General features: G+C 60.3%; 23 protein-coding genes. 9 read left to right on the top strand and 14 right to left on the bottom strand.

The window, feature by feature from the left end; genetic code table 11:
- The first annotated feature begins 17 nt into the window (after positions 1-17).
- Genes IM300_RS08865 through IM300_RS08855 form a run of 3 tightly spaced genes read left to right on the top strand, consistent with a single transcriptional unit; the run spans position 18 to position 1,857 of the window.
- Complete coding sequence (locus IM300_RS08865; RefSeq protein ID WP_107534908.1) at positions 18-632, top strand: methylthioribulose 1-phosphate dehydratase; 615 nt, start codon at positions 18-20, stop codon at positions 630-632.
- Positions 629-1,318, top strand: coding sequence for an acireductone synthase (gene mtnC, locus IM300_RS08860; protein WP_107534907.1), 690 nt, complete (start codon positions 629-631; stop codon positions 1,316-1,318). The genes IM300_RS08865 and mtnC overlap by 4 nt, the downstream gene beginning before the upstream one ends.
- Positions 1,315-1,857: an acireductone dioxygenase gene (locus tag IM300_RS08855; RefSeq protein WP_193036200.1), complete on the top strand. Its 543-nt coding sequence runs from the start codon at positions 1,315-1,317 to the stop codon at positions 1,855-1,857. Before mtnC ends, IM300_RS08855 begins: the two co-directional genes overlap by 4 nt.
- A gap of 121 nt (positions 1,858-1,978) precedes the next feature.
- On the opposite strand, the gene IM300_RS08850 is transcribed toward IM300_RS08855, so the two are convergent.
- Positions 1,979-2,203: a helix-turn-helix transcriptional regulator gene (locus IM300_RS08850; RefSeq protein WP_023299573.1), complete on the bottom strand. Its 225-nt coding sequence runs from the start codon at positions 2,201-2,203 to the stop codon at positions 1,979-1,981.
- A gap of 106 nt (positions 2,204-2,309) precedes the next feature.
- On the opposite strand from IM300_RS08850, the gene IM300_RS08845 reads away from it, so the two are divergent.
- Entirely contained in the window at positions 2,310-2,582 is a 273-nt protein-coding gene (locus IM300_RS08845; RefSeq protein WP_193036198.1) for a helix-turn-helix transcriptional regulator, read from the top strand.
- 60 nt (positions 2,583-2,642) lie between these two features.
- On the opposite strand, the gene IM300_RS08840 is transcribed toward IM300_RS08845, so the two are convergent.
- Both IM300_RS08840 and mtnA read right to left on the bottom strand, forming a co-directional pair.
- A complete protein-coding gene (locus tag IM300_RS08840; protein ID WP_063866058.1) occupies positions 2,643-3,113 on the bottom strand; it encodes an SRPBCC family protein in 471 nt (156 codons plus the stop codon).
- A gap of 42 nt (positions 3,114-3,155) precedes the next feature.
- Positions 3,156-4,172, bottom strand: a complete 1,017-nt coding sequence (gene mtnA / locus IM300_RS08835; RefSeq protein ID WP_193036196.1) for an S-methyl-5-thioribose-1-phosphate isomerase — start codon at positions 4,170-4,172, stop codon at positions 3,156-3,158.
- A 104-nt stretch (positions 4,173-4,276) separates the two neighbouring features.
- On the opposite strand from mtnA, the gene mtnK reads away from it, so the two are divergent.
- Entirely contained in the window at positions 4,277-5,476 is a 1,200-nt protein-coding gene (gene mtnK, locus IM300_RS08830; protein ID WP_193036194.1) for an S-methyl-5-thioribose kinase, read from the top strand.
- Positions 5,477-5,523: 47 nt separating this feature from the next.
- On the opposite strand, the gene IM300_RS08825 is transcribed toward mtnK, so the two are convergent.
- The 4 genes from IM300_RS08825 to IM300_RS08810 all read right to left on the bottom strand — a co-directional run bounded on the left by IM300_RS08825 (position 5,524) and on the right by IM300_RS08810 (position 10,436).
- On the bottom strand, positions 5,524-6,765 hold the full coding sequence (locus tag IM300_RS08825; RefSeq protein ID WP_193036192.1) for an LVIVD repeat-containing protein: 1,242 nt from the start codon (positions 6,763-6,765) through the stop codon (positions 5,524-5,526).
- A 92-nt stretch (positions 6,766-6,857) separates the two neighbouring features.
- Complete coding sequence (locus tag IM300_RS08820) at positions 6,858-7,922, bottom strand: sugar ABC transporter substrate-binding protein (protein WP_193036190.1); 1,065 nt, start codon at positions 7,920-7,922, stop codon at positions 6,858-6,860.
- 19 nt (positions 7,923-7,941) lie between these two features.
- Positions 7,942-8,937 carry an ABC transporter permease gene (locus IM300_RS08815; RefSeq protein ID WP_193036188.1) on the bottom strand — a complete coding sequence of 332 codons (996 nt, stop codon included), beginning with the start codon at positions 8,935-8,937 and terminating at the stop codon, positions 7,942-7,944.
- The gene (locus tag IM300_RS08810; RefSeq protein WP_193036186.1) at positions 8,934-10,436 is read right to left on the bottom strand and encodes a sugar ABC transporter ATP-binding protein; all 1,503 of its coding nucleotides are present in this window, start codon (positions 10,434-10,436) and stop codon (positions 8,934-8,936) included. Before IM300_RS08810 ends, IM300_RS08815 begins: the two co-directional genes overlap by 4 nt.
- 160 nt (positions 10,437-10,596) lie before the next feature.
- Here IM300_RS08810 and IM300_RS08805 point away from each other — a divergent pair, with 160 nt between their 5' ends.
- From IM300_RS08805 to IM300_RS08790, 4 genes are all read left to right on the top strand, one after another.
- Entirely contained in the window at positions 10,597-11,685 is a 1,089-nt protein-coding gene (locus IM300_RS08805; RefSeq protein WP_193036184.1) for an oxidoreductase, read from the top strand.
- Positions 11,686-11,742: 57 nt separating this feature from the next.
- Positions 11,743-12,486: an SDR family NAD(P)-dependent oxidoreductase gene (locus tag IM300_RS08800; protein WP_063866048.1), complete on the top strand. Its 744-nt coding sequence runs from the start codon at positions 11,743-11,745 to the stop codon at positions 12,484-12,486.
- A 183-nt stretch (positions 12,487-12,669) separates the two neighbouring features.
- On the top strand, positions 12,670-12,966 hold the full coding sequence (locus tag IM300_RS08795; protein ID WP_063866047.1) for a type II toxin-antitoxin system RelE/ParE family toxin: 297 nt from the start codon (positions 12,670-12,672) through the stop codon (positions 12,964-12,966).
- Complete coding sequence (locus tag IM300_RS08790; RefSeq protein ID WP_107534894.1) at positions 12,947-13,351, top strand: helix-turn-helix domain-containing protein; 405 nt, start codon at positions 12,947-12,949, stop codon at positions 13,349-13,351. Before IM300_RS08795 ends, IM300_RS08790 begins: the two co-directional genes overlap by 20 nt.
- Here IM300_RS08790 and IM300_RS08785 read toward each other — a convergent pair.
- The 7 genes from IM300_RS08785 to entC all read right to left on the bottom strand — a co-directional run bounded on the left by IM300_RS08785 (position 13,348) and on the right by entC (position 20,688).
- The gene (locus IM300_RS08785) at positions 13,348-13,545 is read right to left on the bottom strand and encodes a YbdD/YjiX family protein (protein ID WP_006809671.1); all 198 of its coding nucleotides are present in this window, start codon (positions 13,543-13,545) and stop codon (positions 13,348-13,350) included. The two genes, IM300_RS08790 and IM300_RS08785, sit on opposite strands and share 4 nt — an antisense overlap.
- Before the next feature lie 59 nt (positions 13,546-13,604).
- Positions 13,605-15,710 carry a pyruvate/proton symporter CstA gene (gene cstA, locus IM300_RS08780; protein ID WP_063449408.1) on the bottom strand — a complete coding sequence of 702 codons (2,106 nt, stop codon included), beginning with the start codon at positions 15,708-15,710 and terminating at the stop codon, positions 13,605-13,607.
- Between the two features lie 149 nt (positions 15,711-15,859).
- Positions 15,860-16,273, bottom strand: coding sequence for a proofreading thioesterase EntH (gene entH, locus IM300_RS08775; RefSeq protein ID WP_063449409.1), 414 nt, complete (start codon positions 16,271-16,273; stop codon positions 15,860-15,862).
- The gene (entA, locus tag IM300_RS08770; RefSeq protein ID WP_193036182.1) at positions 16,273-17,028 is read right to left on the bottom strand and encodes a 2,3-dihydro-2,3-dihydroxybenzoate dehydrogenase EntA; all 756 of its coding nucleotides are present in this window, start codon (positions 17,026-17,028) and stop codon (positions 16,273-16,275) included. Before entA ends, entH begins: the two co-directional genes overlap by 1 nt.
- On the bottom strand, positions 17,028-17,882 hold the full coding sequence (locus IM300_RS08765) for an isochorismatase (RefSeq protein WP_063154729.1): 855 nt from the start codon (positions 17,880-17,882) through the stop codon (positions 17,028-17,030). The genes entA and IM300_RS08765 overlap by 1 nt, the downstream gene beginning before the upstream one ends.
- A 10-nt stretch (positions 17,883-17,892) precedes the next feature.
- On the bottom strand, positions 17,893-19,503 hold the full coding sequence (entE, locus tag IM300_RS08760; RefSeq protein WP_193036180.1) for a (2,3-dihydroxybenzoyl)adenylate synthase EntE: 1,611 nt from the start codon (positions 19,501-19,503) through the stop codon (positions 17,893-17,895).
- Positions 19,504-19,512: 9 nt separating this feature from the next.
- Complete coding sequence (gene entC, locus IM300_RS08755) at positions 19,513-20,688, bottom strand: isochorismate synthase EntC (protein WP_107534891.1); 1,176 nt, start codon at positions 20,686-20,688, stop codon at positions 19,513-19,515.
- Between the last annotated feature and the right edge of the window lie 35 nt (positions 20,689-20,723).

Raw genomic sequence — 20,723 nt, 5'->3', positions numbered from 1 at the left:
CCGAGGGGTAAAAGGAAATGACAGACAACCTGCTGCTCACACACCTGGTCGACGCCTGCCGCTGGATAGGAGCCAAAGGCTGGGCACCCGCCACCGGCGGCAATATGTCGGTGCGTCAGGACGAGCACCTCTGCTGGCTCAGCGAGTCCGGCAGGGACAAAGGCAGCCTGACCACCGACGATTTTCTACAGGTTGAGATCGCCACCAACCGCGCGCCGTCTGGCCGAAAACCCTCGGCAGAGACCGGTCTGCACACCCTCATCTATCGCCTGTTCCCGGAGGCTAACGTCGTCCTGCACGTTCACACCGTTAATGCCACGGTGCTGTCGCGTCTGGTCAAAGAAGCCGAGCTGAATATCAGCGGTTTCGAGATGCAAAAATCCCTCGCCGGACAGACCACGCATCTGGATACCGTCGCCATCCCGGTGTTTGATAACGACCAGGACATCGACGCCCTCGCCTCGCGCATCGCCCATTACGCCCAGGAGCGTCCGCTTAATTATGGTTTTCTTCTGCGCGGTCATGGCTTAACCTGCTGGGGACGTGACGTGGCCGAAGCCCGCCGTCATCTGGAAGGATTAGAATTTCTATTTGAATGCGAAATGCGTTTACGACAACTGGAGAGAGTATGATTCGCGCGATTGTGACGGATATTGAAGGGACCACCAGCGATATCCGTTTTGTCCATGATGTTTTGTTCCCCTATGCGCGTGAGCGGCTGGCGGCCTTCGTGACCGCGCAGCAGTACGCCGAGCCGGTCAAATCAATTCTGGACAACCTGCGCGATGAAATCAGCGATCCGCATGCCGGCGTAAGCGAGCTTATCAACGTGCTGTTTAGCTTTATGGATGAAGACCGCAAATCAACGGTGCTTAAAGCCCTGCAAGGCATCATCTGGCAGGAGGGCTACATCAACGGTGACTTTACCGGCCATCTCTACCCTGACGTTCTGCCCGCGCTGGAAAAATGGAAGGCGCAAGGAATTGATCTCTATGTATATTCCTCAGGCTCCGTTGCTGCGCAGAAACTGTTATTTGGCTACAGCGACGAAGGTGATATTACTCATCTGTTCAGCGGCTATTTTGACACCCACATCGGCGCCAAGCGCGAAGTACAGTCTTACCAGAACATAGCGGCGCAAACGGGCATCGCCCCGTCGCAGATCCTGTTCCTGTCGGATGTTCATCAGGAGCTGGACGCGGCTGAACAGGCGGGTTTTCGCACCCTGCAACTGATTCGCGGTGAAGATGACGGCGCGAGCCATCACCATCAGATCCACCAGTTTGACGAGATTAATCCGGAGCAGATCCCTTCATGAGCGCATTGACCATTTATTCCGATAAAGACGCAAGTCAACACCTGTGGCACAGCACCGACGCCGCCGAGATCGCTCAACAGCTGAACGCTAAGGGCGTGCGCTTTGAGCGCTGGGCGGCAGACCGTGATTTAGGGCAGGATCCTGCGCCCGAAGCCGTGATCGAAGCGTATCAACATGCGATCGACAAGCTGGTGGCGGAGAAAGGCTACCAGAGCTGGGATGTCATCAGCCTGCGCGCCGACAATCCGCAGAAAGAGGCGCTGCGCGCGAAGTTTCTCAACGAGCACACCCACGGCGAAGACGAAGTGCGCTTCTTCGTGGAAGGTGCGGGGCTGTTTTGCCTGCATATTGGCGATGAGGTGTACCAGGTACTGTGCGAGAAAAACGACCTGATTTCCGTGCCCGCCGGCACGCCGCACTGGTTTGATATGGGATCAGAGCCGAACTTTACCGCCATTCGTATTTTCGACAATCCGGAGGGATGGGTGGCGCAGTTTACCGGGGATACGATTGCGGATGCGTATCCACGCCTGGCATAGTTTCCCCCCTCTCCCACCAGGCTTTATGTCAGCACGGAACAGTCCCCTCGCCCCTCTGGGGAGAGGGTTAGGGTGAGGGGAACATACGGCTGTGGTGGTCAGTTCCATACTCAGGCATTAATTAAATACTGGCGATAATCCTCTGCACATCTGCGCCAACCAGCCTCGCCAGATGCACAAACTCCACCACGTCCAACCTACGCTCACCGTTTTCCACTTTAGCAATAAACGACTGCGGTTTTCCCAGTGCCTCCGCAAGCTGCGCCTGAGTCATCCCCTTCTCTTTACGCGCTTTCTTCAACGCGTTGATAACACGCTGGTATTCATCCGAGTAAACTGAAGCCATTGTTCCGATTCCATACAAATATCCTGAAATCGAATATCCTCCCGTTGCCTTTTTATCCCAAAACAGGATAATTGAGCGCGTAACGAACACATGTAAGGAGGACACAATGCACCATCAGAACTGGCACCCGGCCGATATTATCGCTGCACTAAAGAAACATGGAACAAGCCTGGCTGCGTTGTCACGAAAGGCTGGCCTTTCCTCATCCACGCTGGCAAACGCGCTTACCCGACCATGGCCGAAAGGTGAACTGCTTATCGCTCAGGCGCTAGACATTCCGCCTGATGTGATATGGCCGGAAAGATATTTTGATGAAAAGGGAGCGCCAATATTTCGTCAGATGAGGAATACCAAAAAGAGAAATCTTTCTTCAACATGATCAACGCATCCTCCCCCTCACCCCAGCCCTCTCCCTCAAGGGAGAGGGGGTCCATGAGCACTATCGTTTCAGCCCCTTCACATATCCCACCAGCTGATCCAGCACAATCCCCCATCCTTCGTGGAAGCCCATTTGCTCGTGCTGCTCGCGAATTTCCTTCGTCGGGTGTCGCGCTATCGCCGTGTAGCGGGTTTTGCCCTCACCCACATCCTCCAGCAGCAGGATCGCCGTCATAAATGGCTTTTCAGCTGGCTTCCAGCCCTCGGTATAACCGTCGGTAAAGACGAGCTTGTTCCCCGGGTCGATTTCAAGAAATACGCCGCGGTTATCCATCCGCTGCCCGTCCACCTCAAACACGGTGTTGAACCGCCCGCCCACGCGCAGGTCGAGGTCGCATTCGGTCACCTTATGGGGAGCAGGAATGAAGAAGTTTTTGATGTGCTCTGGCGTGGTCCAGCAGAGCCAGAGCAGGTCGCGCGGTGCATCCACCACGCGCTCCAGTTTTAAGTCTGTTTCAGGATCGAGCGTCACGATGTTGTCCTCTTAAGGGAACCCCTTAAAGGATAGCCGGACTCAGGCAAATTTCCCTGCCGCCACCTCATCCGGCGTGACCACGCCCGTGTCCAGCACCCAGCCGCTAATCAGCGAGGCGGGGGTGACGTCGAACGCCGGGTTATACACCGCCGCGTTTTCCGGCGCCCACTGCACCGCGCCAAAGCTTCCGGCAACGCCCGTCACTTCGCTGGCGGCGCGCTGCTCGATGGGGATCGCATCCCCGTTCGGGCAGGCCGGATCGAGCGTCGTTTGCGGGGCGGCCACGTAGAACGGAATGCCGTGGAATTTCGCCAGCACCGCCAGCGAGTAGGTGCCGATCTTGTTCGCCACGTCACCATTAGCGGCGATGCGATCGGCTCCCACCCACACGGCGTCCACCTGCCCTTTCGCCATCAGGCTGGCGGCCATGGAGTCGGTAATCAGCTGATACGGCACGCCCAGCTCGCCCAGCTCCCACGCGGTCAGCCTGCCGCCCTGCAACAGCGGACGGGTTTCATCCACCCACACGTTGCTGACGTTGCCTTCCTGATGCGCGCGGGCAATCACCCCCAGCGCCGTACCGACGCCCGCCGTTGCCAGCCCGCCGGTGTTGCAGTGGGTCAGCAGACGGCTCCCGGGCTTCACCAGCGCGCTGCCCGCTTTTGCAATCGCATCGCACAGCTGCCGGTCTTCGTCAATCAGGCGCAGCGCCTCAGCCACCAGCGCCGGAACGAAATCCTCCTCCCACAGCGCAAGCTTCATGCGGTCGAGGTTATTCATCAGGTTTACCGCCGTCGGGCGTGCGGCGCGAAGCGTGTCCAGCGCCGCCGTCAGCGCGTCGCGGCTTTTGCCGTTTTCCGCCAGCAGCGCCAGCAGCAGGCTTGCAGAGAGACCAATCAGCGGCGCGCCGCGCACCCGCAGAGCGTGAATATGCCCGACCAGCGTCTCTACCGTTGAGGCATCCAGCCAGCGTTTCTCCTGCGGAAGCGCCTGCTGGTCGAGAATAAAGAGCTGATTATCCGCCACCCGCAGGCTGGTCGTCTGTAATGTCTGCATGTCGTTAATTCCCTGTTGCGTTGTTGTAGCACATTGTGTCAGGATGAAATCCAGATGTATAGACGTCTACATGTCTTAATTAGTTAACTCGTGAGGAGCAGGCCATGTCGCAATACCGTACCTTTACCGCTCAGGACGCCGTGGAGTATGCCAGGCAGTTTGGCGGGCTTGACGATCCGTCATCGCTGGTAGAGGCGCAGGAAGTGGGCGACGGCAACCTCAATCTGGTTTTTAAAATTTACGACAGCGCGGGCGTCAGCCGCATCATCGTCAAGCAGGCGCTGCCCTACGTGCGCTGCGTCGGGGAGTCCTGGCCGCTGACGCTGGATCGCGCCCGCCTCGAGGCGCAAACCCTGGTCGAGCATTACAGGCATAGCCCGCAGCACACCGTAAAAATCCACCACTATGACCCGGAACTGGCGGTGATGGTGATGGAAGATCTCTCCAGCCATCGCATCTGGCGCGGCGAGCTGATCGGCAACATTTACTACCCGCAGGCGGCGCGGCAGCTGGGTGAATATCTCGCTCACACCCTGTTCCACACCAGCGATTTCTACCTGCACCCGCACGAGAAAAAAGCGCAGGTGGCGAAGTTCATCAACCCGGAGATGTGCGAGATCACTGAAGATCTGTTCTTTAACGATCCGTACCAGGTTCATGAGCGCAATAACTACCCTGCCGAGCTGGAAAATGACGTCGCCGCCCTGCGCGACGACGCCCCGCTAAAAATTGCCGTGGCCTCCCTGAAGCACCGCTTTTTCTCGCATGCCGAAGCCCTGCTGCACGGGGATATTCACAGCGGCTCGATTTTTGTGGCCGACAGCAGCCTGAAGGCCATCGACGCCGAGTTCGGCTACTTTGGCCCGATAGGCTTTGACGTCGGCACCGCCATCGGCAACCTGCTGCTGAACTTCTGCGGCCTGCCGGGACATCTGGGCATTCGTGATGCCGCCGCCGCGCGCGAGCAGCGCCTGACCGATATTCAGGAACTGTGGAACAGCTTCGCGGAACGTTTCCAGGCCCTAGCGAACGAGAAAGCCCGCGACGCCGCGCTCAGCGCGCCGGGCTATGCCTCCGCGTTCCTGAAAAAAGTCTGGCATGACGCCATCGGCTTCTGCGGCACCGAATTAATTCGCCGCAGCGTCGGGCTTTCCCACGTCGCGGATATCGATAGCATCCAGGACGAGGCGATGCGCCACGAATGCCTGCGCCACGCCATTACGCTTGGTAAAGCACTGATCGTGATTGCCGACCGCATAGACAGCGCGGAAGCGCTGGTGGCAAGGGTGCGGCAGTACAGTTGAGTGCCGTTTGTTTGCCGGGTAAGGCGCAGCCGCCACCCGGCAATAACTCACCCCAGATACTCAATCACCGACAGCCCGCCGTTATAGTCCGTGCTGTAAATAATCCCCTGCGCGTCCACAAACACGTCGCACGACTGGATCACCTGCGGGCGATTCGGCCGCGTGTCCATCATTCTCTCCGGCGCGGTGGGCACCAGTGCCCCGGTCTCCACTGGCCGATACGGGTTGGAAATGTCATACGCGCGTACCCCCGCGTTCTGATACGTCGCGAAAATCAGCGTCGAGCTGACGAAGCTTCCGGGCCGGTTCTCGTGCAGGTTGTGCGGGCCGAAATGCGCCCCTTTTGCCACGTAGTCGGTTTCATTCGGCTGCGGGAAGGTGGAAATGCTCACCGGGTTCGACGGCTCGCGAATATCAAACAGCCAGATCAGCTTCTCGCCGTCCTGCTGGTTATCCAGCACCGCTTCGTCCAGCACCACCAGCAGGGAGCGGTCCGGCAGCGGCAGCGCGGTATGCGTCCCACCGCCAAACGGCGGGCTCCAGTTGCGGTGGCTAATCAGCTGAGGTTGGGTACGGTCCTTCACGTCCAGCAGCGTTAAGCCGCCGTCGCGCCAGCTGCCGTACGCCGTATCGCCGGCGATGATCGCATGGTGCAGCGCGTAGCGCTTGCCCTCCGGCCAGTTGGGCTGTTCCCCTGCGGCCTGGTTCATCCCCGACAGCCACCAGCGCCCCGCCACCTCGGGCTTGCGCGGGTCCGCCAGGTCAATAGTCAGGAAAATATAGTCGGTAAAGCCGTCGATCAGCGCTGACACGTACGCCCAGCGTCCGCCAACGTACCAGATGCGGTGTATGCCGATACCGCTCAGCGACAGAAAGCCAATTTCGCGCGGCGCGTCGGGGGTTGAGATATCAAACACCCGCAGCCCGGCGCTCCATCCTTTATCCTGCACGTCGCTGACGGTCTCCCCCACCTGACGGGTGTAGTAGACCTTCTCGTCGGCAAAGCGGGCATCGGCAAACAGATCCCGGGCGTTGATCACCAGCAGCAGATCGTCGTGCGCCTGGAGGTGCACGTTCCAGGTGCCCGGCGGCGCAGGCACATAGCCCGCGGGTTTCGGATTTTTTGGATCGCGCACGTCCACAATGGAAAAGCCCTGCGACACCATATGGCCAATATACGCAAAGCCGCAGTGCACCATCAGCTGAACGCCGTCCGGGCGACCGCCCTGTTCGCTATGGCCGATCAGCCGCATATTGCGGCTGTATTCGGGGGTGGGTAATTGAGACACCTTGAGCTCCTTATGCCCGGTGGCGCTGCGCTTACCGGGCCTACGGGTGCAAAATGTAGGCCGGGTAAGGCGCAGCCGCCACCCGGCTTGGTTTACTTGTTTTTAGCGGTAAGCGTCGCAAACCACGGCGCGATAAAATCGTCCGTCTGGCCCCAGCCTGGAATGATTTTGCCCAGCGACGCCACGTTCACCGCCCCCGGCTGCGCGGTCAGCAGCGCCTGCGGGATCGCGGCGGCTTTGAAGTCGTAGGTGGCAGGCGTGGCTTCCCCGGCAATCTTGTTGGCGATCAGGCGTACGTTGGTCGCGCCAATCAGCTTCGGATCCACCGCCACGCTCACTGCCCACGAGCTACCCGGCTCGCGCATCAGCTGTAAGTCCTGGTTGGAGATATCAATGCTGTAGAGCTTGATCTCGGTGCGTCCATTCTCCTTCAGCGCCTTATACGCCCCCTGGCTGAAGGCGTCCCAGGTGCCCCAGATGGCGTCGATTTTCCCTTTCGGGTATTTCGCCAGGATCGCCCCCACCTTGTTGGCGGTGTCGCCCTGCACGTCAGAAGAGACCGCGCCGATGGACTCCAGCTCTTTAATCTCTGGGTACTGCTTTTGCAGTTCTTTATAGGCTGCCTGACGGCGCTCCATCGGCGGGAAGCCCGCCACCCACAGCTTGACGATGTTGGCCTTGCCGTTGAAATCTTTCGCCAGCTGGCCGAAGGAGAGATTCGTCAGGGAGGCGTCGTCCTGCTGGGTGACGGTCACGCCCGGGATCTCGCCGTTAACGGCGGTATCAAATACGGCGACCTTGATCCCGGCATCCACCGCCTTCTTCACCAGCGCGGTGGAGTACGGATCGCGGCCCTGCGACAGGATGATCCCGTCATATTTCTGGCTGATGGCCTGGTTAACAAAGTCCTGAAATTTAGCGTCATCACCGTTGCTCAAAAAGGTGCTGACCTTAAAGCCGAGCTTTTTCCCTTCCTGAATGGCCCCGGCAACAAACTGCGTGGTGTTGTCGTCCGAGCCGAGGTTACGGATCACCGCGATGCGGATCGGTCCTTCGTGGTTCGCAATGGCGGCCGGAACCGGCGCGGGCGTGGCCGCAAATCCCGGCAGAGAAGTGAGTAACCCCAGTGCCACCAAAGAGAGCGCAATCTTTTTCATTTATTATCCCGTTGTGTTGTCAGCATTTTTGTATGTAGGTGATCGCCAGCGCTACCGCGAGCACCAGCCCTTTTATTATGTCCATGGCGTAATACGGCACGGAGAGCATGACCAGCCCGTTCGACAGTACGCCGAGGATCACCGCTCCCACCAGCGTGCCCAGCGCGTTCGGCTTGCCGGAACCTGCCAGCGAGAAGCCAATCCACGCCGCTGCCACCGCATCCATCAGATAGCCGCCGCCCGCATTGACCTGCGACGATCCGATGCGCGAGGCCAGCAGAATGCCGCCCAGCCCCGCCAGCAGCGAGGCAATCACGTAGGCCGCCACCTTGTAGCGCGTGGTGCGAATGCCCGAGAGGCGCGCCGCTTCCGGGTTACCGCCAATGGCGTACATCCGGCGTCCATGGGTGGTCAGCGACAGCCCCAGCTGCGCCAGCAGCGTCACCGCCAGCATGATGATGACAATGGTCGGCACCTGTCCCAGCAGGCCAAACGCCGCCGGAATGGTGCCTTCCGCCATGTCGCCGCTCGGCAGCACCATGTTCTCGGTAATCGACCCGCCGTAGCTGTAGGTCATCGCCACGCCCTGGATGACAAACAGGCTGGCGAGCGTGGCGAGCATATCGGGGATGCGCAGGATGACGATCAGAAAGGCGTTAAACAGGCCGACCAGCGTGCAGAGCGCAAGGGTGATCAAAATTGACTCGGTAGTGCCGAAGCCGTGCCAGACGAAAAGCGAAATGACCAGCGCGTTCGCCAGCGACGCCGTGGAGCCCACGGAGAGATCGAACCCGCCGACGGTCAGGGAAATCGACACGCCAACGGCAATCACCGTCACGATGGCAATCGAGCGCAGAATATTGATGATGTTGTTCGGGTCGAGGAAGCTGTCCGACGCCAGGCCAAAGACGGCCACCAGCGCGACGACGGTGAGCAACATGCCCCATTTATAGAGAAAATCAAAAAGTTGCTGACGGCCAGACGCCGCCGCGGTCACTGAAAGGGCCTTGCTCACGACGCCGTTCCTCCGGTTGAATAATAAAGTAGTGTCTCTTCACGGGCCTCGGCCCCGGCGATTTCTGCCACGATGCGCCCGTCCCACAGCACGCAGATGCGGTCGCACAGTCCCACCAGCTCGGCAAACTCGCCGGAGGCGTAAATCACCCCTTTGCCCTCGCGCGCCAGGCCGTCAATCAGCTGGAACAGATCGGTTTTGGCCTTCACGTCCACGCCTTTGGTCGGCTCGTCGAAAATCAACACGCTGGCGTCATTACGCAACCATTTACCGATGGCAACCTTCTGCTGGTTACCGCCGGACAGACGGCGCAGCACCTGCCCCGGTCCCCGAGCGCGCACGCCGATGCGGGAAATGACCTCTTCCGCCCAGCGCCACGCCTGACGATGACCAAAAAGACTCCAGCGCGAGAAGCTGTTATCGGCGCTCACGGCAAGGTTCATGCTTACCGTCTCGTCGATAAAAATACCCTCCTTGCGCCGCTCCTCCGGCACCAGCGCAAGGCCGCGCAGCACCGAGTCTGCCGGATCGCGCGGTTTCCAGGCCTGATGGTTCAGCTCGCCACGCGCCACGCGGCTTTTGCTGGCGCCAAACAGCGCCTTGCAGAGTTCGGTTTTCCCCGCCCCCGCCAGCCCGGCAATGCCGAGGATTTCGCCTTTGCGCAGGTGCAGGGAGATGTCTTTCAACAGGACATCGTCGTGAAGCCCGTCGACGCGCAGCAGCGTCTCTTCGCCGTGCGGCGGTCGCGCGGGCGGGTAGATATCGCTCAGCTCGTGGCCCAGCATCTTCTCAACAATCTCTTCACCGCTGAGATCGGCCATCGGGCCGGACTCAATCAGCTTGCCGTCGCGCAGCACCGTTAAGGTGTCGCAGATGGCCTTCAGCTCGTGAATACGGTGGGAGATAAACACCACGCCGATGCCCTGCTCTTTTAAACGTCTCACCACCGCAAACAGACGCTCGCTTTCGTGCGCGTCCAGCGGCGCGGTGGGCTCATCAAGGATCAAAAATCGGCAATGGTGCGACAGCGCCCGCGCCAGCAAAATCTGCTGCTTTTCGGCAAGGGTGCAGCTGTCGATGGAACGGCGAACGTCCAGCGAAACATCCAGCTGCGCCAGCGCCTGCCGCGCCTGCTGACGAACGGCGCGCCAGCTGTAGCGGTGTCCCGGCTGCGCCAGCTGGTCGAGCATAATGTTCTCCGCAATGCTCAGCCCTGGGATCAGCGCCACGTCCACCTCCTGCTGCACCAGGTGGATGCCCAGCCGTTTGGCGTCCAGCGGCTCGCGGATACATACCGGCTGGTTGTTAATGCAGATTTCGCCTTCATAACGATCGTGCGTCCCGCACAGTACCGCCATCAGCGTTGATTTCCCCGCACCGTTGGCCCCGGTCAGCGCATGCACCGACCCGCCGTTCAGGGTAAAGTCCACGCGCGACAGCGCCTGAAAGCCGGAAAAGGCCAGGCTGATACCGCGCATCTCAAGGCGACTGGAAACCATCCGCGTAAATCCTTCATTACTCTTCTGATTTAGCGAATTTTTCACAGCTCCGGTTGACTGACAACGACGGAAAAGGCATAAGATAAAGCGAAATATTATTAGCCATCCGGATGTCCAGACATAACATCGGGTTAGCGCTTGCTAAAATAAGGACAACTTCATGAGCAACACCGATATTCGCGTCGTGCCCGGCCCGGCGAACTACTTTTCTCACCCGGGAAGCCTTGCGCGCCTGGATGATTTTTTTACCCCGGAACAGCTTTCCCGAGCGGTGTGGATCTACGGCGAGCGGGCGATTGAGGGCGCGCGCCCTTATCTGCCGCAGAGTTTTAACGCGCCGGGGGCAAAACAGCTGCTGTTTAAGGGCCATTGCAGCGAGCGTGACGTCACCCGTCTGGTGAACGAAGCGGGAAGCGAAGCCAGCGTGGTGATTGGCATCGGCGGCGGCGCGGTGATGGATACCGTCAAGGCCGTGGCGCGTCGTCTGGGCGTGCCGTTCGTGGGTATTCCCACCATCGCCGCCACCTGCGCGGCGTGGACGCCGCTCTCCGTCTGGTACAACGATGCCGGTCAGGCGCTACAGTTTGAGATCTTCGACGACGCCAACTTCCTGGTGCTGGTAGAGCCGCGGATCATTCTGAACGCCCCGGCAGAATATCTGCTGGCGGGCATCGGCGATACGCTGGCGAAGTGGTACGAAGCGGCGGTGCTCGCTCCTCAACCTGAGATCCTGCCGCTCACCGTGCGTCTCGGTCTCAACGGTGCGCTGGCGATCCGCGACGTGCTGCTGGAGCGCAGCGAAGAGGCGCTTGCGGACCAGCAGCGCGGCGAACAAACGCAGGCGTTCCGGGACGTGGTGGATGCCATTATTGCCGGCGGCGGTATGGTTGGCGGTTTGGGGGAGCGCTATACCCGCGTGGCGGCGGCGCACGCGGTGCATAACGGCTTAACCGTGCTGCCGCAGACGGAAAAATACCTGCACGGCACAAAAGTGGCCTACGGCATTCTGGTGCAGAGTGCCTTGCTCGGCCAGGACGACGTGCTGGCGCAGCTGGTGGCGGCGTACCAGCGTTTTAATCTGCCGACCCGGCTTCGCGAGCTGGACGTCGACATCAATAACCGCGACGAGCTGGATAGGGTTATCGCCCACACCCTGCGCCCGGTGGAGTCGATTCACTATTTACCCATTACGTTAACGCCTGAGGTTCTGCGCGCCGCGTTTGAGAAGGTGGAATCCTTCAACCGTTAATCGCGCCGACGGGCTATACCTAATGATGATTCTCACCACTCTCGTAACGAGGTCATCATGCAGATCGATTTAACAGGTAAAAAGGCGCTGGTTACCGGCGCCAGTCGTGGGCTGGGCCGGGCGATTGCGCTGTCGCTGGCGCGCGCCGGTGCTGATGTGGTTATCACCTACGAAAAATCCGTCGATAAAGCCCAGGCGGTCGTCGATGAGATTAAGGCGCTGGGGCGGCACGGCGAGGCCATTCAGGCGGACAGCGCCAGCGCGCAGGCGATTCAGGATGCGGTCACGCAGGCGGCGCGCTCCCTTGGCGGACTGGATATTCTGGTCAATAACGCCGGCATTGCGCGCGGCGGCCCGCTGGAGTCCATGACCCTGGCGGACATCGACGCCCTCATCAACGTCAACATACGCGGCGTGGTGATCGCCATTCAGGAAGCGCTGGTGCACATGTCCGACGGCGGGCGCATTATCAACATCGGCAGCTGTCTGGCGAACCGCGTGGCACAGCCGGGGATTGCCGTCTACTCAATGACCAAATCTGCCCTCAACTCCCTGACCCGCGGACTCGCCCGCGATCTTGGCCCACGCGGCATTACCGTGAACCTGGTCCATCCCGGACCGACCAACAGCGATATGAACCCGGAAGACGGGGAACAGGCTGACTCACAGCGTCAGCTTATTGCCCTGGGCCATTACGGCCAGCCGGAAGACGTCGCGGCGGCGGTCACCTTCCTCGCCAGCCCGGCTGCGGGGCAAATATCCGGCACCGGTCTGGACGTGGACGGTGGTTTGAACGCCTGATCGCAATTTTCCTGCAAGCCTCTGTCGTCCGGCAGAGGCCTTCTCGAGCGCTCTCGACGGTTCGCGTTTTGCCGCTTTCTCACGGTTTTTCTCCGCTCTACAGTACCCCATAAGAAATTCGGAATTTATCTAATAGTCTTATTATTTCCTTGTGTTTTGTGTGGGCGTACAGTGGAGGTACGGATGAAGATTGTGTGGTCAAAGAATGCAAAGAAAGAGCTTTCCAAAATTGATGGCCGATATCAGCGAAGAATCAAAGCAAAACTTGCTGAACTGGACGATCGTTCAGCTCCCCGGCCCGATATCAAAAAAATATCGGCGACAGAAAATCATTTCCGGCTACGCGTTGGCGAATACCGCATCCTGATTACACTTCGGGACAATCCCAATACCCATTGTTATGTTTTGGCCGTCAAGCGCAGAACATCAACAACTTACCTGCACGAGGAGAAAGCCACCTATGGCTGTTCAGCTAATTAAGGACGATAACGGAAAAACACAGTTCGTGGTCATGCCCTATCACGAATACTTTCGTATGTGCTTACAGATGGCAGAGATCGACGACGAAACCGATGAGGATCTGGAGGATATCGAAGTCGAACACGATTGCTATGATGACGTGGAATTGCCCGGAGAAGTATGCAGCATCATGACCTGGCAGAACGTCAGCCTACAGGCCGCGTGGCGCATTCTGCGCGGCATGTCCCAGCAGGAGGTCGCTGAGAAACTTGGCATCACCCAGTCCGCCGTGTCACAGCTGGAAGCGCTGGACTCCCGCCCGCAAAAGCGCACCCGCGAAAAGCTGGCGGCAATCTACGGCTGTAAACAGGAGCAGATCAGCCTCTATTTACCAAAAGAGGGTTAACAGCACTTCGCCCCGCCCTTGCCGCCGTAGCGGGCGTCCTGGCGGTCGCGGAAAAACTCTTCGTACGTCATTGGCGTCTGGTCCGGGTGGTTGACGCGCATATGCTCGACGTAGTTGTCGTAATCCGGCACGCCAATCATCATTTTGGCGGCCTGGCCCAGGTACTTACCTGCTTTGGAGAGGGTGTCGAACATCATTCTGGTCTCACTGAAAATGTAGGCCGGGTAAGCGCTAGCGCCACCCGGCACACGGGTTAATGCGCCCCTTTCGCCTGGGTCACAATCTCGTCCAGGTTTTCAGGCATCGGCTCGTACGGCGTCTCTTTCGCCGTCGGCGTGTCGACCTTCAGCGCCGCCAGCGCGGTTTTCAGAGAATACAACGCCAGCACCACAACCACCACCATAAAGAAGATGGTCAGCCCGGCATCCAGACGGTTGTTGAACACCAGCTGCGACAGTTGCGATTCGGTGTACTGCGCCGGGATCTTACCGCTATCGATCATCGCCTGGAACTTGTTGGCGATGGCCAGGAAGCCCACCTTGTTGTCCGGGCTGAAGGCTTTTTGCCAGCCCGCCGTCAGGGTACAGATCAGCAGCCACGCGGTTGGCACCAGCGCCACCCATGCGTAACGCTGGCGCTTCATCTTGAACAGCACCACCGCGCAGAGCATCAGCGCCATGCCCGCCAGCATCTGGTTGGCGATACCGAACAGCGGCCACAGGGTGTTGATCCCGCCCAGCGGATCGACCACGCCCTGATGCAGGAAGTAGCCCCACGCCAGCACGCACAGCGCCGTCGCCAGCAGGTTAGCCGGGAGCGAATCGGTCCGCTTCAGGTTTGGCGAGATCACCCCCAGCAGATCCTGGAGCATAAAGCGCGCCGCACGCGTACCGGCATCCACCGCCGTCAGGATAAACAGCGCCTCGAACAGAATGGCGAAGTGATACCAGAACGAGACGTCCATCAGCCCGCCCAGCGCGCCGTGCAGGATGTAGGCCATGCCCACCGCCAGCGTCGGCGCCCCGCCCGCGCGGGAGATAATTGACTGCTCGCCCACCTCATTAGCGATATGCGTCAGCGTTTCCGGGGTAATGGCAAAGCCCCAGCCGCTCACCACCTGCGCGGCAGAGGCGACCACGTCAACGGTGCCGGCCGGGGCCAGCACCGCCATCGGGCTGTTCATCGCAAAGTACACGCCCGGATCAATAATGCAGGCGGAGACCAGCGCCATAATCGCCACGAAGGACTCCATCAGCATGCCGCCGTAGCCAATCAGGCAGGCCTGATTCTCGTTGGCCAGCATCTTCGGCGTGGTCCCGGAGGCAATCAGCGCATGGAAGCCGGACACCGCGCCGCAGGCGATGGTGATAAACAGGAACGGGAACAGGTTGCCGGTCCAGACCGGGCCGGTGCCGTCAATGAATTTGGTCAGCGCAGGCATGGTCAGAGTCGGGCGCATAATCAGAATGCCGATGGCCAGCCCGACGATGGTGCCGATTTTCAGGAAGGTTGAGAGGTAGTCGCGCGGGGCCAGCAGCAGCCACACCGGCAGCACCGCCGCCACAAAGCCGTAGCCCACCAGCATCCAGGTCAGCTGCACGCCGGTAAAGTCGAAGAACGGTGCCCAGGTCGGGCTTTCCGCCACCCAGCCGCCGGAGATAATCGCGAACACCAGGAATACCAGGCCAATGACCGAGACTTCCCCGATGCGGCCCGGGCGCAGGTAGCGAATGTAGATCCCCATGAATAGCGCCAGCGGAATGGTAAAGGCGACGGTATAGGTTCCCCACGGGCTGTGGGTCAGCGCTTTCACCACGATCATCGCCAGCACCGCGAGGATGATCACCATGATCATAAAGGTCGCCACCAGCGCGATGACCCCGGCGGTCGCGCCCATCTCCTCTTTCACCAGCTCGCCCAGCGAACGACCGTCGCGACGGGTGGAGACGAACAGCACCATAAAGTCCTGCACCGCGCCCGCCAGCACCACCCCCGCGAGGATCCAGATCATCCCCGGCAGATAGCCCATCTGCGCCGCCAGCACCGGCCCTACCAGCGGGCCCGCACCGGCAATCGCCGCGAAATGGTGACCGAACAGCACTTTTTTATCGGTCGGCACGTAGTCCAGACCATCGTTGTGGCGAACGGCAGGCGTCATGCGCGTGCCGTCTACGCCCAGTACCGTCTTTGCGATATAGCGACCATAAAAACGGTACGCGATGAGATAAATGCAGACGGAGGCGACGACGATCCAGAGCGCATTGATCTGCTCCCCCCGATTGAGGGCGATGTAGCCCAGGGCAAAGGCTCCCACAACGGAGAGCGCCGCCCACGTAAGGTATTTCCCTGAGTTGTTCATAGCTGTTATCCGTTGTTGTGAAACAGTGAGATGTTACATTTTGTTTCTAGAACAACGGATAAAATTTAACAACTTTGAAACGCAATAATGCGTGGTCAAACCAGAGATTTACACTACAGTGTTAAGCCGATCACTTTCAGCTGAATGACTTACCCCAGCACCATCGTGCTCAACCGACAGGTACAGCACCGCCGCCCCTGCTCGTCGAATACCACGATCTCCCAGCTCTGGCTGGAACGCCCCAGATGCAGCGGCTGACACACGCCGCGCACCTTGCCCTGCGACACCGCGCGGTGGTGCGTGGCGTTCAGCTCCGTGCCCACCACGCTCTGCCCGTCGCGGGTCATCAGAAAACCGGCCATTGAGCCCAGCGTTTCCGCCAGCGCCGCCGAGGCGCCGCCGTGCAGCAGGCCAAACGGCTGATGGGTACGCGCATCTACCGGCATCTCCGCTTCCAGCGTGTCGTCCCCGAGGCGGGTATAGACGATGCCCAGGTGCGCCACCATCGTGTTCTGGCTGGTGGCGTTCAGCTCGTCGAGGGATAAATGACGTTTCCAGATCATCACGCCCCCAGCGTGGAGCCGCCGTCCACCACGATATCCTGCAAGGTAATATGGCTGGCGGCATCGGACGCAAGGAACAGCACGGTCGAGGCAATCTCCTGCGGACGGGCGATTTTGCCCAGCGGAATGCCGAGCTTGAACTGCTCGCCAAAGCCGCGAATGCGCTGCTGCTCCGCGTCGTCGCTTTTCCACAGGGTGCGCTGCATGTCGGTATCCGTGGAGCCGGGCGACACCAGATTACAGCGCACGCCGCTGCCTGCCAGCTCCAGCCCGACTGTCAGCGCCAGGCTTTTCAGCGCCGCCTTCGACGCGCCGTAGGCACTCATGCCGATGCGCGGGGTGTGCGCCGCGTCAGAGGCCACGGTCACTATCGCCCCGCCCTGTTGACGGCGGAACTGGCCCATCGTCTGCTGAAACAGGTTAAACGCGCCGCCGACGTTAACCGCAAAGGTCTGCTGCCAGTCCTCCAGCGAGAGCTCGTCCGTCGCGCCCATGCGCAGAATGCCCGCCGCGTTAACCAGCACGTCGAGGCGCTCAAGGGTGCCGAGTAAACGCCCGCAGACGTCGCCCACCTGCGCCGCGTCCGCCACGTCCAGCGTTTCGGTGGCAAACGGATAATCGTCCTGCGGGAAGGCCAGATCGAACCCGGTCACCCGCGCGCCCGCCTCCACAAAGGCCAGCGCGGTCGCATAGCCAATACCTTTACCCGCGCCCGTTACCCAAACCGTTTTACCGGTAAAATCGAACCCGGCCATCACTTCACCTCACGGGAGAGCAGCGCCCACCAGGCGTCGAGGGTCGGATTTTTCGCCAGCATCACGAAGTCGATGTCGCCGTGCACCTTCCGCCAGCGGGCGGCCAGCGCCATCATGCGCACTGAATCCAGACCGTAGTCGATCAGGTTTTCGTCATCCATCGGCTCGTCGGACTCGTCCAGCAGCGGCAGGATCAGCTCGCGCAGCGCGGCTTTCGTTGCCGGAACGGACGGCAGCAGCTCGTCGGTCATCACCACGCGGCCCGAACGTCCTGCCACGTATTTCAGCGACATCAGGTGCTCGTCACGGGTGAAGTCCGCCAGCGCATCGGCGATAAAGAACGGCTTGATGTCGCGCATAAAGGCGTCGGTGGCGGTGGTCATGCAGCCAATGTGGGCATACACGCCGGTAATCAGCAGCTGGTTGCGGCCGGTCTCTTTCAGCATCTGCTCCAGCGGCGAGCGGTGAAATGCGCTGTAGCGCCACTTCACCAGCACGGTGTCCGCTTCGTCCGGCGTCAGTTCAGCCACGATGCGCTGCTGCTCCGGCGAGCGGGTCAGCCCCGGCCCCCACATGTCGTTCAGCAGGGCGCGGTCTTCATCGCTCTGCTCTTTCGGCTGCGCGGTGTAGTACACCGGGATATTGTGTTCTTTGCAGTACGCGCGCAGTTTAGCGATGTTCGCCACCACCTGCTGCATCATGTCGCTATTTTCGCCCCAGAAGTTCAGGAAATACTCCTGCATATCGTGGATCAGCAGCGCGGCGCGCTCCGGCTCAAACGCCCAGTTCACCTTGTTGGTCGGCAGCTCTGCGGCGGTTGGCAGCGCATAAGCGGTTAATTTTGGAATAGCCATTCTCTGTTCCTCAGCCCCGGGCGCGTTCAGCAAGCCACAGGCGCAACTGTTTCTTATCAACTTTGCCGACCGGCGTGAGCGGAAGCGCATCCACGCTCTCCACGCGGTCCGGCAGCTTAAATTCGGCAACGCCCTGCTCGCGCAGGAAGCGGCGCACCTCAACCGCGCGCAGGGGCTGTTTCACCACCAGATACGCACAGCTTTTTTCGCCCAGCAGGCTGTCCTCCATGCTCACCAGCGCGGCGTGGATCACCGCTTCGTGGCGCAGCAGCATGTTTTCGATCTCTTCGGCGGCAATCTTTTCACCACCGCGGTTGATCTGATCTTTCTCGCGCCCCTGCACGGTGATGTAGCCCTGCTCGTCGATGGCGATCAGATCTCCTGAGCAGTAAAAACCGTTGGCATCAAAGGCGCTGGCGTTGTGCTCCGGGCTGTTGAAATAGCCGCGGAAGGTGTACGGGCCGCGCGTCATCAAACGTCCGACTTCCCCGCGCGGGAGCGGATTGCCGTCCTCGTCCGCCACCCACACCTCGTCGTCCGGACACATTGGTCGGCCCTGAGTGTTGATGATGCGTTCCGGCGCATCGTCGAGGGCGGTGTAGTTCACCAGCCCTTCCGCCATGCCAAACACCTGTTGCAGCTGGCAGCCGATTTCCGCCGGGATACGCGCCGCGAGCGTGGCGGAGAGCCGTGCGCCGCCTACCTGGAGCAGCTTCAGCGACGCAAGTTGGGCATTGCCCGCCCCTTCAGCAATCGCCTGCAACCACAGGCTGACCGCCGGCGGTACCAGCGAGGTCACGTTAACCTGATGCTGTTCAATCAGCGGGAAGCAGAGCGTGGCGCTCGGATCGTTCGCCAGCACCACGCAGCCGCCCGCCGTGAACACGCCTAACGATCCTGGCGAGCTCATGGCGTAGTTGTGCGCTGCGGGAAGCGCGTTCAGATAGCGGGTCTGCGCAGTGATACCGCAGATTTCGTTGCTGCGACGGATGCTGTAGTCGTAGTCGTTATGCGTACGCGGGATCAGCTTCGGCGTGCCGGTGCTGCCGCCGGAGAGCTGGAAGAACGCCACTTCGTCGGCGGGCGTCGGGTTAGGGATAAAATTACCCGCCGGACGGGCAATCGCCGCTTCCAGCGCGCGATCGCCCCGATCGCCACGCAGCAGTACCCCGCGCACCGAGCGATGCTCGTCGATAAACGTATTAAGAAATTCGTCGCCCGCGAACAGGGCGTGGTCGCGATCGGCAATCAGTACGGCGGGTTTGATCTGCACCGCGTAGGCGTTCAGTTCGCTGCGTTGATGGCTAAAGAGCGCGTTGACCGGCGCGACGCCAATTTGCAGCAGCGCAAAGAAAGTGATGTAAAACTCGGCCACGTTGCCGAGCTGCACCAGCGCGGTCTCACCGCGATGCAGCCCCTGCGCCTGGAGGGCAGACGCCAGATTCGTCACCGCCTCATTAAACGCGCGGTAGGTGATGTGGCGATCGCCGTCGATAATCGCGACCGCATCGCTTTGCGCATGGTCCGTCAGGATGTGGGTCAGGGGCAGATCCTGCCAGTAGCCTTTTTCACGGTAGCGGCGGGCAAAATCCTCAGGCCAGCGGGTAAAAGGGATGGTCATGGGTATTCCTTAGTGCAAACCAAACACGTTAAGCATGGTGGAGAGCTTCACGCCCGTCTCGCGCCACTCGCCCACCGGGGAGGAAGCAGGCACAATGCCCGCGCCGGCAAACAGGCGAACGGTATTTTGATGCAGCCGCGCGCAGCGGATGGTCACCACCCACTCGCCGTTGCCTTCGCTGTCGCACCAGCCAACGATGCCGCCAAACAGTTCGCGGTCGAAGGGCTCCAGCTCGGCAATAAGTTCTTTTGCCGCCTGATGCGGGAAACCGCTCAGCGCCGGGGTCGGGTGCAGCAGGCAGGCGAGCGTCAGGGCGTTTTCGTTTTCACGCGCCTCGCCTTCTACTGGCGTCGCCAGGTGCCACAGCGTCGGGGTGGTGATGAGCTGCGGGGAAGCCGGCATGCTCAGTTGATGGCTGCGCGGTTCCAGAATGGTTTTCATCGCCTGAGTCACCAGGTCGTGTTCGTGACGATCTTTTTCAGAGGCCAGCAGCTTATTGCCCGCCTCGCGATCCAGCACATCATCCGGCTGACGCCGCGCGGAGCCTGCCAGCGGCAGGGAGCTAAAGTGCGCGCCCTCTTTGCGCAGCAGCAGCTCCGGGCTGGCGCCCAGCAGCACGCCGCCGTCTTCCAGCGGCACGTGGAAGTTAAAGCTCGCCGGGTTCTGGGCGATCAAACGCTCCATCAGCGCACCGCTATCAATGGTTTTGTCGGTAGCGATATCAATCAGGCGCGACAGCACCACCTTATTCACCTGCGGCGTGGCGGTGAGCGACGCGGCGCGGGCAACCATCTCCTCGAAAACCGGCTGCGGTGGGATCTCGGTGCGTTGTTGCACGTTCAGCGTCTGTGCGCCGGAGGCGTAGCGTGCAGTCTGCTGACGCGCAGGACGAGAGAAGGTCTGCCAACGCTGCGGAATAAACAGCGACGACGGTTTGCGGGTATCGAAGGGGATCGCCCCTACCATTACCGGATGGGCAATGCCGCTGTTTTTCGCATTTCTGAAAGCCTGAGCCAGTTTTTGCTGAAAGGCCCCCGCCGGATCGTCACCGCCGACGGCGGGTTCCGAAAAACGGGCAAAACAGCCGGACGTGGTAAAACTGCGGTAAGGCGACATAAAGAAAAAGCTGTCTGATTGCAGCGTGGTCGCGGTGTGCTGAACTTCCTCAGCCAGGGACGTGTCCATATCATCCTCCTTAAAATGATAAAAGAAGCAATAAT

Source organism: Enterobacter cloacae complex sp. I2, from assembly GCF_014896205.1.
In the GTDB taxonomy this organism is placed as follows: Bacteria; Pseudomonadota; Gammaproteobacteria; order Enterobacterales; family Enterobacteriaceae; genus Enterobacter; species Enterobacter quasihormaechei.
Note: the sequence above shows the minus strand (reverse complement) of the source record. Positions and strands in the feature narration are given on the sequence as shown.

Bases quoted from the DNA above. Each gene is read 5' to 3' on its own strand.
- IM300_RS08845 (WP_193036198.1), top strand. From the start codon at position 2,310: ATGCACCATCAGAACTGGCACCCGGCCGATATTATCGCTGCACTAAAG.
- IM300_RS08800 (WP_063866048.1), top strand. From the start codon at position 11,743: ATGCAGATCGATTTAACAGGTAAAAAGGCGCTGGTTACCGGCGCCAGT.
- mtnC (WP_107534907.1), top strand. From the start codon at position 629: ATGATTCGCGCGATTGTGACGGATATTGAAGGGACCACCAGCGATATC.
- mtnK (WP_193036194.1), top strand. From the start codon at position 4,277: ATGTCGCAATACCGTACCTTTACCGCTCAGGACGCCGTGGAGTATGCC.
- cstA (WP_063449408.1), bottom strand. From the start codon at position 15,710: ATGAACAACTCAGGGAAATACCTTACGTGGGCGGCGCTCTCCGTTGTG.
- entH (WP_063449409.1), bottom strand. From the start codon at position 16,273: ATGATCTGGAAACGTCATTTATCCCTCGACGAGCTGAACGCCACCAGC.
- IM300_RS08790 (WP_107534894.1), top strand. From the start codon at position 12,947: ATGGCTGTTCAGCTAATTAAGGACGATAACGGAAAAACACAGTTCGTG.
- IM300_RS08795 (WP_063866047.1), top strand. From the start codon at position 12,670: ATGAAGATTGTGTGGTCAAAGAATGCAAAGAAAGAGCTTTCCAAAATT.
- IM300_RS08865 (WP_107534908.1), top strand. From the start codon at position 18: ATGACAGACAACCTGCTGCTCACACACCTGGTCGACGCCTGCCGCTGG.
- IM300_RS08850 (WP_023299573.1), bottom strand. From the start codon at position 2,203: ATGGCTTCAGTTTACTCGGATGAATACCAGCGTGTTATCAACGCGTTG.
- mtnA (WP_193036196.1), bottom strand. From the start codon at position 4,172: ATGCAGACATTACAGACGACCAGCCTGCGGGTGGCGGATAATCAGCTC.
- entA (WP_193036182.1), bottom strand. From the start codon at position 17,028: ATGGCCGGGTTCGATTTTACCGGTAAAACGGTTTGGGTAACGGGCGCG.
- IM300_RS08765 (WP_063154729.1), bottom strand. From the start codon at position 17,882: ATGGCTATTCCAAAATTAACCGCTTATGCGCTGCCAACCGCCGCAGAG.
- IM300_RS08820 (WP_193036190.1), bottom strand. From the start codon at position 7,922: ATGAAAAAGATTGCGCTCTCTTTGGTGGCACTGGGGTTACTCACTTCT.
- entC (WP_107534891.1), bottom strand. From the start codon at position 20,688: ATGGACACGTCCCTGGCTGAGGAAGTTCAGCACACCGCGACCACGCTG.
- IM300_RS08810 (WP_193036186.1), bottom strand. From the start codon at position 10,436: ATGGTTTCCAGTCGCCTTGAGATGCGCGGTATCAGCCTGGCCTTTTCC.
- IM300_RS08785 (WP_006809671.1), bottom strand. From the start codon at position 13,545: ATGTTCGACACCCTCTCCAAAGCAGGTAAGTACCTGGGCCAGGCCGCC.
- IM300_RS08805 (WP_193036184.1), top strand. From the start codon at position 10,597: ATGAGCAACACCGATATTCGCGTCGTGCCCGGCCCGGCGAACTACTTT.
- entE (WP_193036180.1), bottom strand. From the start codon at position 19,503: ATGACCATCCCTTTTACCCGCTGGCCTGAGGATTTTGCCCGCCGCTAC.
- IM300_RS08855 (WP_193036200.1), top strand. From the start codon at position 1,315: ATGAGCGCATTGACCATTTATTCCGATAAAGACGCAAGTCAACACCTG.